Origin of the sequence: Chelatococcus asaccharovorans, assembly GCF_003201475.1 — a bacterium.
In the GTDB taxonomy this organism is placed as follows: domain Bacteria; phylum Pseudomonadota; class Alphaproteobacteria; order Rhizobiales; family Beijerinckiaceae; genus Chelatococcus; species Chelatococcus asaccharovorans.
Map to the genome: position 1 here is coordinate 129,484 of NZ_QJJK01000009.1, position 13,892 is coordinate 143,375.

Here is a 13,892-nt window from a genome sequence, read left to right on the forward strand (position 1 = left end):
GCTTCATGCCCTTTGCCATCAATTTTCCCGTCATTGATCCGGTGATCTTCGCAATCGGCCCGTTCGCCGTCCGATGGTATGCGCTCGCCTATGTCATCGGTCTCATCGGCGGCTGGCTTCTCATGCGCCGGCTGGTCGCCACGCCCGCCCTGTGGGGCGATATCCGCCGTCCCAGTCGCAATGACCTCGACGATCTCCTGGTGTATGTGGCGCTCGGCGTCGTTCTCGGCGGCCGGCTCGGCTACGTGCTGTTCTACAATTTCTCCTATTACATCCACGCGCCCGCCGAGATCTTCGCCGTCTGGCGCGGCGGCATGTCCTTCCACGGCGGGCTGTTCGGCGCCATCGCGGCGATCATCCTGTTCGGCCGTGCACGGAACCTCCCCGTGATGCCCCTGTTCGATCTCGCCGGCACGGTGGCGCCGATCGGCCTGTTCTTCGGCCGGATCGCCAATTTCATCAATGACGAACTCTGGGGGCGGCCAGCGCCTGACGTGCCATGGGCCGTCGTCTTTCCGAGCGGGGGCCCCGTTCCGCGCCACCCGAGCCAGCTCTACGAGGCCTTTGCGGAAGGTATCCTCCTGTTTCTCATCGTCGCCCTCGTGGTGCGCATCGCCGGCTATCGCCGCCCGGGGCTCGTCGCCGGCGTGTTCGGCGCCGGCTATGCGGTCGCGCGGGCGACCTGCGAGTTCTTCCGCGAGCCCGATCCGCAACTCGGCTTCCTGTTCGGCCGCGATGTCACTGCGTTGCAGGGCGGCGTGACGATGGGCATGCTGCTCTCGCTGCCTTTGTTCATCGCCGGCCTGTGGTTGATCGTCTGGGCCCTGCGCCGGCCACCGCTGCAGGCCGGGGCCGTGCCATCGGCTGCTGTCGCCGGGGATGGCGCCAAACCGGCCAAGGATCAGCCCGTATGAGCGACACGATGCCAGAGCCCGACACGCCGCTCGGCCGTGAGTTGAAGCAGTTGATCGCGCTCCACGGGCCGATCAGCGTCGAGGCCTTCATGGCGGTGTGCCTCGGCCATCCACGCCACGGCTACTACATGACGCGCGATCCGCTCGGCGCGAGCGGCGATTTCGTGACGGCGCCCGAGATATCGCAGATGTTCGGCGAATTGCTCGGGCTGTGGGCGGCCGAGACATGGCGGCTGATGGGGGCGCCGGCCACGGTCAATCTCGTCGAACTCGGCCCCGGACGCGGCACACTGATGGCGGATACGGTCAGGGTCGCGCGCGTCGTGCCGGGTTTTCGCGAAGCGCTGGCGATCCATCTCGTGGAGACGAGCCCCGTCCTGCGCGCAAGGCAGGAGGCGACCCTCGCCGACGCCGGCGACGTGGTCTGGCATGCGTCCGTCGATACCCTGCCGGATGGGCCGGCTATCATCCTCGCCAACGAATTTTTCGATGCGCTGCCCGTCCGCCAGTTCCTGCGCACCGAGCAGGGTTGGCATGAACGCCTCGTCGGCTTGAACGACGCGGGCGAACTGACCTTCGGTATCGCGGCGGCGCCATCCCCCGAGATCACGACGGAAGGACCGGTCGGCGCCCTGCTCGAGGTGCCACGCGCGGGGCTCGCCGTTACCGGCGAAATCGCGGCGCGCCTCGTTGCGCAAGGCGGAGCGCTCCTCGCCATCGACTACGGCCATATGCGCTCCGGCTTCGGCGACACCCTGCAGGCCGTGCGGGCGCATCGCTTCGTCGATGTGTTGGCGACGCCCGGCGAGGCGGACCTGACCACCCATGTCGATTTCGCGCTGATCGGCAAGGTCGGGCGTCTCGCCGGTGCGGCCCAGCACGGGCCGACGACGCAGGGCGAATTCCTGACGGGCCTCGGTATCCGCGAGCGCGCGGCGGTCCTGAAACGCAAGCTCGTCAGGCGCGAGGCCGAGGCGATCGACCAGGCGCTCGCGCGGCTCGTCGAGGGTGGCGGCGGCGTCGGTGCCCGCATCGAAGCGGCCAACGAAAACGGCACGGATCAACCCGAGGGGATGGGCCAGCTGTTCAAGGTGATCGCCCTGGCTGATCCGGCCTTGCCGCTGCTGCCGGGCTTTTCGGCGCGAATCGAACCGGTGGTTTAGGGGGCGGCGCTTTGGTCGCGTCGGCCAGGCCGAAGGCCGCGGTCACTCCGGCCGCAGGGCCTTTCGGCACGCCCCGGAATCGTTGCGGTTTCCCCTTGAGGCTTCTATTCATTGCTTTGCCGCGTCGATCATCGTTCAGGCCAGCACGACCTTTGCCGCCAACCTGCGAGCGCCCATGACCTCTGAGCCCATGACATCTCAGCCCATGACTTCCGAAAAGCGCCCACGTTCCCGATCAGCGGCGGTTGCCATCGAAGCCGAGGCCTTGCAGCTGCCGGGCATCACCCACGCCTTCTTCACCCGCGAGGGCGGGGTCTCCGGGGGGCAGTATGCGAGCCTGAACGGCGGTGTCGGATCTTCGGACGATCCTGTCAGCGTGGGCGAGAACCGCCGCCGCATGGCCGCCTATCTCGGGGTCAGCGCCTCGCATCTCATCGGCCTCTACCAGGTCCATTCGCCCGATGTGATCACCGTCGATGCACCGTGGCGGGATGCCGAGAGGCCCCGCGCCGACGCCATGGTGACGGCAACGCCCGGCATCGCGCTCGGCGTCTCGAGCGCCGACTGTGGTCCCTTGCTCTTCGCCGATCCGCAGGCGGGTGTGGTTGGTGCGGCCCATGCCGGCTGGAAAGGCGCCTTCGCAGGCGTTGCCGAGGCGACCCTCGCCGCCATGGAGACGCTTGGCGCACGCCGGGAAGCGACGACCGTCGTCCTTGGCCCGATGATCAGCCGGGCGGCCTATGAGGTGGGACCGGAGTTCCGGGCGCGTTTCCTGGAGCAGGACCCGGACAATGCGGCGTTCTTCACGCCGTCGGCCCGCGAGGGCCACGCGATGTTCGACCTGCCGGCCTATATCGTCGCGCGCCTTGTCAGGGCGGGCGTCGGGCGCATTTTCGATACCAGCCTTTGCACCTATGGCGACGAGAAGCGCTTCTACAGCTATCGCCGCGCCACCCACCGCGGCGAAGGCGACTATGGCCGTCTGATCGCGGCGATCGCGCTGGCTACTCGCTGACTACTCGCTGACCTCTGTATCGGGCGTCCGCCAGACGAGATGCTGGCCGCCGTCGACGGCGAGAATCTGCCCCGTGATGCTGCGTGCCTGCGCCAGAAACAGAACGGCGTCGGCGATCTCCTCCACCGACGGCCCGTGGCCGAGGAGCGCGGCAGCCCCCTGGCGCGCGAAATCCTCGGCGCTCTGGCGCTTGCTGGGCAGGGTCGGGCCGGGGGCGACCGCATTGACGCGGATGCGCGGCGCGAGCGCCTGCGCCATCGTGCGGGTCGCCGTGGCGAGGCCGGCCTTTGACAGGGTGTAGGAGAAGAAATCCGGCGTCAGCTTGCGGACGCGCTGGTCGAGAATATTGATGACGGCGCCATACCGATCCTCGGCCAGATGGGCTGCCATTTGCTGGGCGAGGAAGACGGGCGTACGCAAATTGACCGCCATCTGCTCGTCCCAGCCGGCAGACGTTATCGTCGCAAGGGCATCCGGTTCGAACAGCGAGGCGGAATTGACGAGGAGCGTCACAGGACCGAGCGCCGCGACAGCGTTTGAGACGAGCGTCGACGCGGCCTCTGCCGCCGCAAGATCCGCCTGAACGGCGGCTCCCCGCCCGCCCGCCGCCGCGATGGCGGCGACGACGGCTTCGGCCTCGTCGCGCGAGCGGCCGTAGTGTACGGCCACCGCGTAGCCGGCCTGGCCGAGACGCAGCGCAATAGCCCGGCCGATGCGGCGCGCGCCGCCCGTCACAAGCGCGATCTCGTCGCTCACAGACGTCCCTCATCCCTGGCACGCGACACAAGGCGTCGCTCGACATGTTTGGCGATGCGCAGATAGCGATAGAACGCGAAGTTCATAGCCGTCATGAAGCCGTAGAGACCGCGGATGGCATGCCGGCGACCAATATACGCCTTGAGGAAGGCCGCGGGAAATTCCACGAACAGCCGTAAAGTCGAGACCTTTTCGCCGCGCGCATCGAGATCGTCGGCGAGAGCGTCCGTATAGCTGTTGAGCTTGGCGAGCTGGTCGCCGAGCGATCGCACCGAGAAATGGTGAATCGTGCCCTTGAGCCGCTTGACCCGCGCCCCGGCGACGAGCTGGACGCGATCATGCACCGGCGAGGGCGAATAGCGGCCCTTGTCGCTGCGATAGAGGCGGACGGGCGAGAGCGCGTAGGCGAGGGGGTGAGGCTTGCCTTCGCCCGGAAAGATCTCGGCGATGCGGATCCTGAAGGCATCGGCATCGGGCTCGCCGCGGGCAAACAGCGCTGCGATTTCCGCGGCGAGATCGGCAGGCACCACTTCGTCCGCATCGACATTGAGGAGCCAGGGATGCCGGCATTGTTCCTCGGCGAATCGCTTCTGCGGCCCGTAGCCCGGCCAGTCATTGTGAATGACGCGGGCTCCGAGGCGCTCCGCGACGGCGACCGTGTCGTCGGTCGAGCCCGAGTCGACGACGATGAGGTCGTCGGTGAGATCCCTGAGGGCGCGCAGGGTCGCGGCGATCCGGTCCCCTTCGTTGCGGGCGATGATGAAGACGGACAGGGGCAGCGTGCGGCGTGTCGTGGACATACTTGCTTTTAGGCATGGTGCTGTGGGGTCGCAAGGCGCTCGCTCTGGGGCACGACGCGTGTGGCGGCCATGAAAGGGGCGCGCGCGATAGGCAGTCAGCGGTCGCTGTGTCAGGACGGATCGCGCAGTTCCACTATAAATTTGCGCAATTTGCGCTATATCTCAAGTATAACTGGCAAAAATGCAACTAAATAATGCTTTTAAGGTGAATGAAAGTAATATATCGGCATTTTCATTGATATTACGGCAGGGATTCAGCAATTGAAGGAGGGGCAACGGCCGGACGGGAGCTTATTCTCCCACTGTGCTGTATTCATAATATCTATGGAGTATTTCATGCGGAATATTTTGCGGATCGGGACGCTTTCGCTTCTCGGGGCTTGCGGCTTTGTGGGACAGGTGCTCGCCGCCGATCTCCCCTCGCGGGCCTCAGCGCCGGTGGCTCCGATCGTTGTCGCGCCCGTTTTCACCTGGACCGGCTTCTATGGCGGTATCCATGGCGGCTATTCGAGGTTCTCGACGGGAAAGTCCTATAAAGACATCAAGAAGGGAGCGAACGATTGGGCAGCCGGTGCCCAGGGCGGCTACAATTATCAGTTCGGTTCCTGGGTGGTCGGCGCCGAGGCTGACTTCGACAAGCATTTTGGGAAATTGAAGGCCTCCGGCCGGTCCGGCCAATCCCTCAAGATCGAGCAAGGTTACGGAGCCACGGTGCGTGCGCGCCTCGGATATGCGTTCGATCGCGTCCTTGTCTATGGTACGGGCGGTCTCGCCCTCAGTCAGATGAGCATCGGTACACCCTCGTCGAAAACGAAGTCGCATTGGCATCCGGGCTTTGCCGTCGGTGCCGGCGTGGAATACGCGGTGACTGACAACGTCTCCGTCCGGGGCGAGTATCTCTACACGAAGGTCAGCCAGGCCAAGTACGTCATGCCCGACGGCGGCGTCGTGAAGGAGCAGCATAAGGGCGGCGAGGCGCGTCTGGGTCTGAACTACAAGTTCTGATCCACGAGGTCGATCTTCCGCACTTGCGCGCCCGCGTTAACCTTTTATTAACCATGCGCGGTAGAACTTGCGGCGGGCGTCGCGCACCGCTTCCGGCTCGATTTGCGGGCCGGAAGTGCACCGGTTGTGGCGGGTGCCAGGTCATTAATGACCGATTGCCTGTTTCTATGGCATTCAAGGCGCCGCGTTAACTGTTCCTAATATTTGTTAACCAAAAGCCGCCTTGATGGCGTGCGTCTGCCACATTTTTGCCATGTATCATTAGGGTTGCTGTTGCCTGCCTGCAACAGACGTCAGCGCAGCTTTGCGCTACAAAGGGGCAAGTCCAGAGCGAACGCATCGACGCTCTCGGGAAGGCAACAGGAGTAAGTTATGAAGAAGGTTCTTCTTGCTGGCGTGGCTGCCGCAGGTCTCTTGGCTTCGGGCGCGGTCGCTTTCGCGGCTGACCTGCCGAGCCGTCGTGTCGCCCCGGTTGCGCCGGTGGTGGTTCCGATCTTCACGTGGACCGGCTTCTATGTCGGCGTGAACGCCGGCTACGGCTGGAACACCAACAGCAACAAGGGTTACGTCGATCCTTACACGGGTATCGTGTATGGCACCGACTCCAGCGACGGCGGCTTCGTCGGCGGTGGCCAGATCGGCTACAACTATCAGTTCGGTCAGTTCGTCGCGGGTCTGGAAGCGGACATCCAGTACGCTGACATGAACTCCTCGAACAACAACAACTACGTTGTTGCTCCTTATGCGGGTTACGCTTCGGCCGGCGGCAATGGCGTCGAGTGGTTCGGCACCGTCCGCGCCCGTCTCGGCTTCGCCGTTGATCGCGCCCTCATCTTCGTGACCGGTGGTTTCGCCTACGGCGGCGGCAACAACGGCAACGGCACGTACTACAACGGCGCGTTCATCAGCAACAGCGACTCGACCACGACGGGCTGGACCGTCGGCGGTGGTGTGGAATACGCCTTCACCGACAACTTGACTGCCAAGATCGAGGGTCTCTATGTGAACCTCGGCAACAACGGCAACAACAGCTCCTACGTGTGGAACAACGCCTACAGCGGCAACAACAGCGACGACACCGAGTTCGGTGTGGTTCGCGCTGGCCTGAACTACAAGTTCAACGGCTTCTGATCCTAGCGATCCGACTGAATACCAAGCCGGTGGGGCAACCCGCCGGCTTTTTTTTGGCCGAGGGGGTTGAACGTCTGGTATCGGGCGTTTCCTCGCCTGTCCTTAAAACAAGGCCTGCCCGGCTTTCGTCGAGGCAGGCCTCATGCTGTACGGGCGGAGCGGTTGCGCTGACGGATGCCCTTATGCCGGCGCCGTTTCCGCAAAGGCCGGCACGGCTTTTTCGAACGCCGTGAGCCATGCCACAAGCCGGGGATAGGTTGCGCGCCATTCGCCATCAAAGCGCAGATCGAGATAGCCAAGGGCGCAGGCGACAGTGATTTGTCCGACATCGGGGACGGCCGTTGGCGGAGCGGGTGGCATCGCCTCCAAGACGGCGAGACTGCGTTCAACCTTGCCGCGCTGATGCGCGACCCACTTCTCGTCGTGCTTGTCGGCATCCCGCCAGCGCTTTTCATAAACGAGCAGAAGGGCCGCATCGAGGAGGCCGTCAGCGAGGGCCTGCTGCGTGAGCACGTCGAACCGTGCCGGGCCGTTGGGAATGATGCGACCGCCCCCCGCGCGGTAATCGAGATATTCGAGGATCACGCGCGAATCGAACAGGACGCGGCCGTCCTCGAGAATGAGGGCCGGGATTTTGCCCAGTGGATTCTGGCGGCGGATCGAATCGCCGGGATCGACGGTATCCGTCATCACGACGTCGATTTTGTCCCAGAGACCGAGCACCTTGGCGGCGATCTTGACCTTGCGGCCGAATGGCGACGGCGGAGAGGAACGCAATGTGAGCATGGCGGTGTTCCTGGCTGACTGTGGCAAGAGATACTGTGGCAAGAGATAATCAGCCCGTCTCGTCGTGAACGGAGCAGGCAGCGGCAGAAGCATTTGCAGCTGTCGCCGGCGATGGCCGGGTCAATGATCCGGCCCGATGACGGGCGTGACGGCTGCCGTCATTCGCGCAGCCATTCACAGCGAAAACCCGCGTGGCCATCGCGCGCCAGACGCTCTGCGAGCGCAGGCAGCAGGATCTCCGCTTCCTCGGCGAGTTTCCATGGCGGGTTGATGACGAGGAGACCGCAGCCATTGAGGCGTGCCGGATCGATTCGCGTCTCGATCATCAATTCAAGCCGCAACACGCTCGTTTTTGCGCCCGCGGCAAGGTCCTTGCAGAATCGGTCCGTATCGGCGGGGTTCTTGATGGGATACCAGCCGGCGAAGATGCCTGTCTCCCATTTCGCCTGAGCCTTGAGCATGTCGCGGCCGAGGCGCGCAAGCTCACCGACGTCCTCGAAGGGTGGGTCGATCAGCACGAGGCCGCGCCGCTCCCGCGGCGGAATCATCGCGTGCAAAGCAGTCCAGCCATCGAGTTCCAGCGCTTTGACCTGGCGGTCGCGCAGGAACAGGGTGGCCAGCCGTGCTGCATCCTCAGGATGGCGCTCGACGACGATGGCGCGATCCTGGCGACGCAGCATCAACCGCGTGATCATGGGAGAGCCCGGATAGGCCATCGGATTGGTTGCGCGCACGGCGCTGATCGCCTGACGATACGGCGCAAGCAGGACTTCGACGTCGTCGGCAAAGGGCTCGTCCAGCCGCCCGATGCCATCGCGCCACTCACCTGTGCGCTGGGCCTCCTCGCTGTCGAGATCATGCAGCCCGATTCCGGCATGGGTGTCGATCACGCGGAAAGGGGTGTCCTTCTTGAGGAGATGGGCGAGGATGCGCGTCAGCACGACATGCTTCATCACATCGGCGAAATTGCCAGCGTGATACCCGTGCCTGTAATTCATTGCGGTTGCGGCACGGTGACGGAGCCGCCGCGGCAGCCCTGGCGATCCAATTCAGGGCAGGTCTGGAAGCTGCGCAGATCCCTGGAGAAGCAGATTCGCACCTCGCTGAGCGTTCCACGGCGGCAGGCGACGGACATCATGTCTGTCCTGAGGCCCGGATTCGCGGCAACGAAGGCGCGTTCCAGATCGAGCGGCGTCCAGGTCGCGTCACTCTGCATCGCGGTGAGGGCGGGCGGGATAACCACCGCGTCACGGGCGCGGCGTACGGCGGCGAAGTAGTCCGTCGGGCTAAGACCCGAGCAGGTGCCATGCTTGCGCCACTCATAGCGGGCCAAGCCTTCGTCAGGGTAGAGGCCCGCCGTCGTGGCGATCGCAGCGCGTGTCGGCTGGGTGGCCGTTGCCGAGCAGGTCGTCGGGAAGCCTTGCGTGTACTGTGGCCAGAGCCCATGCACCACGAAGCCGAGTGCGCTGCCGCTGCGGCATTGATCGTAGCGGTCCGGGGATTTGTTCAGCTCACAGAAACCGGGCGACCACGACAGGGCAAGGACGTAGAAGTCGAACTGGCCGGGCGGCGCCCCTCGACGTTCGCCGCCGCTTTGGGCGGCGGCGGGTGCCAGGGCGGCGACCCACAGGGCTGCACAGGCTGCCACCAGGCCAGCAAGCCGGCCGGATGCTCCGGCCAGGCGCTGCCCGAAGCCTTTCACGCGCGACAGCTTCGCAGGCGTCGAAGCCAGGCGAGCGCCGTTGTCTCCCGCGCAGGTCCCCACTGGCCTTCAGCTCACGGCAGCGCGGTTTTGCACCATGGCGCGAAGCTCCAGCCGCGGTCGATGCCGCGCACGCAGAATTCCACGTTCCAGCTGAAGCCGATGCCACCGAGACCCGCGCGCACCGAATAGATGACTTCGCGCTTCACGCCATCCGTCACAAGTGTCGTGGCCTTGCAGAAACGCCGCGGCACGAAGTCCTCGCCCCAGGGCTTGAGAGCGATCTGCCTGATCCGCTCGAACTGGGCCAGACGAAGATCCGAGTTCCAGAATTCGGATTCCTTGCTTGCGAAGCGCATCGCAACCTCGGAAACCACCGCGACCGAGTCGCAGGTCGGAAGGTTGCCCGTGACGTTGATGGGGTCGAGATCCATCGGCATTTGTGCCTCGCCGGGTGCGCGCTCACCGGCGAAGCTCAGCGAGCTCGCGGCCGCGAGCATCAGGGAAGCGGCGATCATCCTGCGCATGTCAACTCCGACGCGTGGTAGCTCTGACAGCAGATAGGTCCTGCTTGGCCATATATTTCTCTGGACCATGCTGAATGGAGCTTGCGGGGTCAAGCGCAGCCGCGCCACAGTTGTTCAAGAAGTGCTGCGCGAGCGGCATTGTGCAACAAAAGGTGCTGATATGGCTGGCATTCGTATCGTGGTCGCGGGCGCCACGGGCTGGGTCGGGCGGGCGCTCGTTCCAGCGGTCCTGGCTGCGGGTGATCTCGTCCTCGCCGGCGCGGTCAGTCGGGCTGCTGCGGGCAAGGATGCCGGTGAGGCCATCGGGGCGCCGACGGCCGGGGTCATTGTCGCTGCCTCGCTCAAGGATGCGCTGTCCGTGCCTTCCGATGTGGTCATCGACTACACCAAGCCGCATGTGGTGAAGGGGAATGTGCTGACGGCCATCGAGGCGGGGCGGCATGTGGTCGTCGGCACCTCGGGGCTTGGTGCCGAGGACTATGCCGAGATCGACGCCGCGGCGCGCAAGGCCCATGTCGGCGTCATCGCCGCGGGCAATTTCTCCATAACCGCGACCCTTCTGAAGCGTTTCGCACTCGAAGCGGCGCGCTATGTGCCGGATGTCGAGATCGTCGACTACGCGTCGGCGTCCAAGCCCGACGTTCCCTCGGGAACGGGACGCGAGCTCGCGGAAGTGCTCGGGGAGGCACGCCAGGCTGGCACGGCGAAGCCCGTCGCCGATCTCTCGGGCCTGAAGGAAACACGCGGCGCCAGCATTGGCGCCCCCATTCCCGTTCAGGTGCACTCCCTGCGGCTGCCGGGCTACGTGCTCTCCTGCGAAGCCCATTTCGGGTTGCCGGACGAACGCTTGCTCATCCGGCACGACGCGGGCTCGTCTGCGGCACCTTACGTTGCCGGAACCCTGCTGGCCGCGCGGCGCGTCGCCGAGCAGCCGGGTCTCCGGCGCGGGCTCGACAGCCTGATGTCCTAGAGCAAATCCGACTTGAATGGAATCGTCTGATTCCATTCAAGACATTGAATATTCTCGTCAATTTTAGATCGGAGCCAATCCGTGAAAGACGGACTGGCTCCAGAGGCAGAAGGGTTTCCGGCGCTTGCGAGACGCCGGATGCTCGGGGGTTCAACGCCCGACCAGTCCCGGCGGCCGCAGGTCCATATCCGCCGACAGGCGGCGCGCTGGCGGTGGCGGGGAAGGTGAGTAGGGCGCCGGGGTGTACCCGGCCGCCGGCGTATCGGCGGATACCGGGTAAGGGGCCGGGCGGGGTGCCTGATCCGGTGGCGTGAGGTCCAGCGGCGCTTGGGCTGGCGCGATGCTGGCGGTCGGAATGCCGCCGCCGGCGCCCGCTTCCGGACCGTCGTCCGGTAGCGGGCCCTCCGGTGGCAGATCATAGCGGGGAGAGCCCGATGGGGTGTCGGGAAGGATCGCCGGGGCCGCCGATGGCATCGTGTATGTCATCGGATGCTCGGGATCGATACGCGGCGCAAATTTGATGACCGGCTTGCAGATTGTTCGCCCTTTTGCATGGCGCGCAAGGTCGAGATGCAGGTGATCATAGTGATAGGCGTCAGCGCCGGGCCCGAGCACCGTCGAGAAATAGCGGCACGACCCGACGAAGATCTCCCGCAGGAATTCCTGCTCCTCGGGCGCGCCGCGCCAGCCCTTGAGGATCGTGATCACCCGCCCATCGGCAAGAGTGAGCGACATGATATCGACTGCGTTGCCGAAGGAATGCTCGGAGCGCGCCGCGCCTGCCTTGTTGTTCATGGACCGGCAGGAATAGGAGCCGGCATTCACCGCCGTCACGGGCTGGCCGAAATAGAGCATTGCCGCCGGCTGGACGATTTCGGCGAACCAGCGATCCGTCGTGGTGATGGCCGGGCAGGCGAGCAGGGCGCGGGATTTCAGGGCGATGCTGCCCTCACCGAAGGCGCTCACGCGAAACGGATAGTCCATGCCGCAGGCGCCAGGACCTGAAATGGCACGGGCCTGCTCGAAATAGGCGGAAGTGCGCAATTCCTTGTGCGCCGCAAGGCATGCCGATTCGGCCTCGCCGCGCCAGGCCGCCCGCTTTTCCATGACGAACAGCCCACATCCCGCGAGAGCCAACACCACCAGAACTGAACCGCCGAGCTTCCACGAGGACGGACGCATAAAAGGGCGGCGCGCCATACGCATCACTCCGCGCGCTGTCTCTGCAAGGCCCGAACAATGCAGGCATTGTCCTAACGGACTCTCAACGCTTGTCCGTTGCCCCGAGAACCGCCTTTCCTGGGCGCGGACACAGTGTTGTGAGGCAGAGCGTTGGCGCCGCTTGGCAATCCTGCGGTGAAGCGGAAGCGACGCCGCGTATTCTCCGCCGCGATTGACACGCAGACCTCGCGGAGACCTCGCCAATCCTGAAAAAACACAGGTCCGGGTCTTTCAATCGGCCCGGTCATTCCCTATTTTCCATGCGGTAATGGAATAGCGGCTATGTCTGGCGCTCGCGGGTCGAACGCTGGAAGGCCTTAGGTGGATGTATTCGGGAGGGACGACGTTGCTGAGAACATTGGGTCGCCGTGGTGGGTTCGTCGCCATAGCCACACTTGCCTTGATGGTGACGGCGAGTGTCGCGGAAGCGCGCGCGGGCCGCGGTGGCGGCTTGGGCAGCCGTGGCACACGCACGTATAGCGCGCCGCCGCCGACCGCGACGGCGCCGACACAGGCGGCACCGCTGCAGCGCTCGACGACGCAGCCCGGCGTGGCGCAACCCAATGCGGTCCAGCCCGGCATGGCGGGACGTCCCGCGGCGGCGCAGCGGCCCGGCCTCTTCGGCGGCGGCTTCGGCACGGCCCTGATGGGCGGTCTGCTTGGCGCCGGCCTGTTCGGCCTCCTGTCCGGCAGCGGCCTGTTCGGCGGCCTGTCCGGCCTTGGCTCCATCTTCGGGCTCCTCCTGCAGGTCGGCCTCATCGTCGGCCTTGTTGCCCTTGCCATGCGCTTCTTCCGGCGTCGGCAGGAGCCGGCCATGGCCGGTGCCAGCCCGACGAGCAATGGCCTGAACCGCAGTGCTCTTGGCGGCGGTCTTGGCGGCGGCGGTCTTGGTGGTCTTGGCGGTGGAGCAGGCGGTGGTCTGGGTGGCGCCCTTGGTGGTGCCCTTGGAGGCCTCGGCGGTAAGGCGGCCCCGGCCGCACCCGCGACGCCGGTGGATGAGATCGACATTCAGCCGGCTGATTTCGATGCCTTCGAGCGGACGCTCATCGATGTGCAGGCGGCCTATTCCAACGAGGACCTGAATGCGCTGCGGCGTCTGGCGACGCCGGAAGTCGTTGCCTTCATGGCCGAGGATCTCGCCAGCACCGCGGCCGAGGGACATGTCAACCGCCTCTCGGACGTCAAGCTCTTACAGGGTGATCTGGCTGAAGCCTGGCGCGAAGGCGATGTCGACTATGCCACCGTCGCGATGCGCTTCTCGCTGATCGACACCACCCTCGATCGTGAAACGAACAAGATCGTCGAAGGCCACGCGGACGTCCCGACCGAGGCCACCGAACTCTGGACGTTCCGCCGCTCCAAGGGCGGCAAGTGGATGCTCTCGGCTGTTCAGCAGGCCTGATAGCCGGCCGGCATCGAGACTGAAATGGAAAAGGCGCCGCTTGTACGGCGCCTTTTTTCTTGCCCGCCATCAGGTGTTGGGGGGTCAGTTGTTGCCCTGGCCGCAGCTGTAGCCGACGAAGCATTGGGGATTGTCGCGCGTCGACAGATAGGCCGGCACCTGGCTCGCCCGTGGTGGGCAGTTGTTCACATAGGTATCGTAGAGATAGGGGCCGGTGCCGATGACCACGCGCCCCTGGCGCTGCACCAGGTTCTGCAGATTGGCACAGGTCTCCTGAGACGCTTGAACCTGCGCCTGCGCGAAAGCCGGCGTGGCCGCCGCTGTGAGCGAAGCCGTGACAAGCGCCACGGCAACGCCTGTCGCCGTGATCATCGATGTTCTGGAACCGGGTCGAGAGGCGGAAACACGCGGGTTGATCGTCATCGGCGTCTTCTCCGGCATCGGGATCATGCCGTGCAATAGAAACACTGATCGATTGTTCTTTCACAATCAGCAAGTTG

Annotated in this window: 15 protein-coding genes; 7 read left to right on the forward strand and 8 right to left on the reverse strand. The window is 65.0% G+C overall.

Annotated features, from left to right (window positions below):
- The first annotated feature begins 5 nt into the window (after positions 1 to 5).
- The 3 genes from lgt to pgeF all read left to right on the forward strand — a co-directional run bounded on the left by lgt (position 6) and on the right by pgeF (position 3,092).
- On the forward strand, positions 6 to 914 hold the full coding sequence (gene lgt / locus C7450_RS21415) for a prolipoprotein diacylglyceryl transferase (protein WP_110376493.1): 909 nt from the start codon (positions 6 to 8) through the stop codon (positions 912 to 914).
- Positions 911 to 2,077, forward strand: a complete 1,167-nt coding sequence (locus C7450_RS21420; protein ID WP_245450026.1) for a class I SAM-dependent methyltransferase — start codon at positions 911 to 913, stop codon at positions 2,075 to 2,077. Before lgt ends, C7450_RS21420 begins: the two co-directional genes overlap by 4 nt.
- A gap of 205 nt (positions 2,078 to 2,282) precedes the next feature.
- A complete protein-coding gene (gene pgeF, locus C7450_RS21425; protein ID WP_110376494.1) occupies positions 2,283 to 3,092 on the forward strand; it encodes a peptidoglycan editing factor PgeF in 810 nt (269 codons plus the stop codon).
- Here the strand turns inward: pgeF and C7450_RS21430 are convergent, their stop codons facing one another.
- Positions 3,093 to 3,848, reverse strand: a complete 756-nt coding sequence (locus tag C7450_RS21430) for an SDR family oxidoreductase (RefSeq protein WP_110376495.1) — start codon at positions 3,846 to 3,848, stop codon at positions 3,093 to 3,095. It lies immediately after the preceding gene.
- Positions 3,845 to 4,648 (reverse strand): glycosyltransferase family 2 protein, encoded by an 804-nt coding sequence (locus C7450_RS21435; protein ID WP_110376496.1) that lies wholly within the window; start codon positions 4,646 to 4,648, stop codon positions 3,845 to 3,847. Before C7450_RS21435 ends, C7450_RS21430 begins: the two co-directional genes overlap by 4 nt.
- Before the next feature lie 336 nt (positions 4,649 to 4,984).
- On the opposite strand from C7450_RS21435, the gene C7450_RS21440 reads away from it, so the two are divergent.
- Both C7450_RS21440 and C7450_RS21445 read left to right on the forward strand, forming a co-directional pair.
- Positions 4,985 to 5,653: an outer membrane protein gene (locus tag C7450_RS21440; protein WP_170147355.1), complete on the forward strand. Its 669-nt coding sequence runs from the start codon at positions 4,985 to 4,987 to the stop codon at positions 5,651 to 5,653.
- Positions 5,654 to 6,025: 372 nt separating this feature from the next.
- A complete protein-coding gene (locus C7450_RS21445) occupies positions 6,026 to 6,784 on the forward strand; it encodes an outer membrane protein (RefSeq protein ID WP_110376498.1) in 759 nt (252 codons plus the stop codon).
- Between the two features lie 180 nt (positions 6,785 to 6,964).
- On the opposite strand, the gene C7450_RS21450 is transcribed toward C7450_RS21445, so the two are convergent.
- The 4 genes from C7450_RS21450 to C7450_RS21465 all read right to left on the reverse strand — a co-directional run bounded on the left by C7450_RS21450 (position 6,965) and on the right by C7450_RS21465 (position 9,799).
- Complete coding sequence (locus C7450_RS21450; RefSeq protein WP_110376499.1) at positions 6,965 to 7,570, reverse strand: glutathione S-transferase family protein; 606 nt, start codon at positions 7,568 to 7,570, stop codon at positions 6,965 to 6,967.
- Positions 7,571 to 7,728: 158 nt separating this feature from the next.
- Positions 7,729 to 8,568 (reverse strand): 23S rRNA (adenine(2030)-N(6))-methyltransferase RlmJ, encoded by an 840-nt coding sequence (locus C7450_RS21455; protein ID WP_110376500.1) that lies wholly within the window; start codon positions 8,566 to 8,568, stop codon positions 7,729 to 7,731.
- Positions 8,565 to 9,272: a ribonuclease T2 family protein gene (locus C7450_RS21460; RefSeq protein ID WP_245450028.1), complete on the reverse strand. Its 708-nt coding sequence runs from the start codon at positions 9,270 to 9,272 to the stop codon at positions 8,565 to 8,567. Before C7450_RS21460 ends, C7450_RS21455 begins: the two co-directional genes overlap by 4 nt.
- Before the next feature lie 74 nt (positions 9,273 to 9,346).
- Positions 9,347 to 9,799 (reverse strand): hypothetical protein, encoded by a 453-nt coding sequence (locus C7450_RS21465; protein ID WP_146227434.1) that lies wholly within the window; start codon positions 9,797 to 9,799, stop codon positions 9,347 to 9,349.
- 160 nt (positions 9,800 to 9,959) lie between these two features.
- Here C7450_RS21465 and dapB point away from each other — a divergent pair, with 160 nt between their 5' ends.
- The gene (gene dapB / locus C7450_RS21470) at positions 9,960 to 10,769 is read left to right on the forward strand and encodes a 4-hydroxy-tetrahydrodipicolinate reductase (RefSeq protein ID WP_110376502.1); all 810 of its coding nucleotides are present in this window, start codon (positions 9,960 to 9,962) and stop codon (positions 10,767 to 10,769) included.
- Positions 10,770 to 10,919: 150 nt separating this feature from the next.
- Here dapB and C7450_RS34685 read toward each other — a convergent pair whose 3' ends face one another.
- On the reverse strand, positions 10,920 to 11,969 hold the full coding sequence (locus C7450_RS34685; protein ID WP_245450030.1) for an extensin-like domain-containing protein: 1,050 nt from the start codon (positions 11,967 to 11,969) through the stop codon (positions 10,920 to 10,922).
- 367 nt (positions 11,970 to 12,336) lie between these two features.
- Here C7450_RS34685 and C7450_RS21480 point away from each other — a divergent pair, with 367 nt between their 5' ends.
- The gene (locus tag C7450_RS21480) at positions 12,337 to 13,392 is read left to right on the forward strand and encodes a Tim44 domain-containing protein (RefSeq protein ID WP_410369452.1); all 1,056 of its coding nucleotides are present in this window, start codon (positions 12,337 to 12,339) and stop codon (positions 13,390 to 13,392) included.
- An 84-nt stretch (positions 13,393 to 13,476) separates the two neighbouring features.
- Here C7450_RS21480 and C7450_RS21485 read toward each other — a convergent pair whose 3' ends face one another.
- On the reverse strand, positions 13,477 to 13,815 hold the full coding sequence (locus C7450_RS21485) for a hypothetical protein (protein WP_245450032.1): 339 nt from the start codon (positions 13,813 to 13,815) through the stop codon (positions 13,477 to 13,479).
- Positions 13,816 to 13,892: the final 77 nt, after the last annotated feature.

What these genes read in the sequence shown, in the direction of transcription:
- lgt (WP_110376493.1), top strand. Translation starts at nt 6, where the DNA reads ATGCCCTTTGCCATCAATTTTCCCGTCATTGATCCGGTGATCTTCGCA.
- C7450_RS21420 (WP_245450026.1), top strand. Translation starts at nt 911, where the DNA reads ATGAGCGACACGATGCCAGAGCCCGACACGCCGCTCGGCCGTGAGTTG.
- pgeF (WP_110376494.1), top strand. Translation starts at nt 2,283, where the DNA reads ATGACTTCCGAAAAGCGCCCACGTTCCCGATCAGCGGCGGTTGCCATC.
- C7450_RS21435 (WP_110376496.1), bottom strand. Translation starts at nt 4,648, where the DNA reads ATGTCCACGACACGCCGCACGCTGCCCCTGTCCGTCTTCATCATCGCC.
- C7450_RS21440 (WP_170147355.1), top strand. Translation starts at nt 4,985, where the DNA reads ATGCGGAATATTTTGCGGATCGGGACGCTTTCGCTTCTCGGGGCTTGC.
- C7450_RS21445 (WP_110376498.1), top strand. Translation starts at nt 6,026, where the DNA reads ATGAAGAAGGTTCTTCTTGCTGGCGTGGCTGCCGCAGGTCTCTTGGCT.
- C7450_RS21450 (WP_110376499.1), bottom strand. Translation starts at nt 7,570, where the DNA reads ATGCTCACATTGCGTTCCTCTCCGCCGTCGCCATTCGGCCGCAAGGTC.
- C7450_RS21455 (WP_110376500.1), bottom strand. Translation starts at nt 8,568, where the DNA reads ATGAATTACAGGCACGGGTATCACGCTGGCAATTTCGCCGATGTGATG.
- C7450_RS21465 (WP_146227434.1), bottom strand. Translation starts at nt 9,799, where the DNA reads ATGCGCAGGATGATCGCCGCTTCCCTGATGCTCGCGGCCGCGAGCTCG.
- dapB (WP_110376502.1), top strand. Translation starts at nt 9,960, where the DNA reads ATGGCTGGCATTCGTATCGTGGTCGCGGGCGCCACGGGCTGGGTCGGG.
- C7450_RS34685 (WP_245450030.1), bottom strand. Translation starts at nt 11,969, where the DNA reads ATGGCGCGCCGCCCTTTTATGCGTCCGTCCTCGTGGAAGCTCGGCGGT.
- C7450_RS21485 (WP_245450032.1), bottom strand. Translation starts at nt 13,815, where the DNA reads ATGACGATCAACCCGCGTGTTTCCGCCTCTCGACCCGGTTCCAGAACA.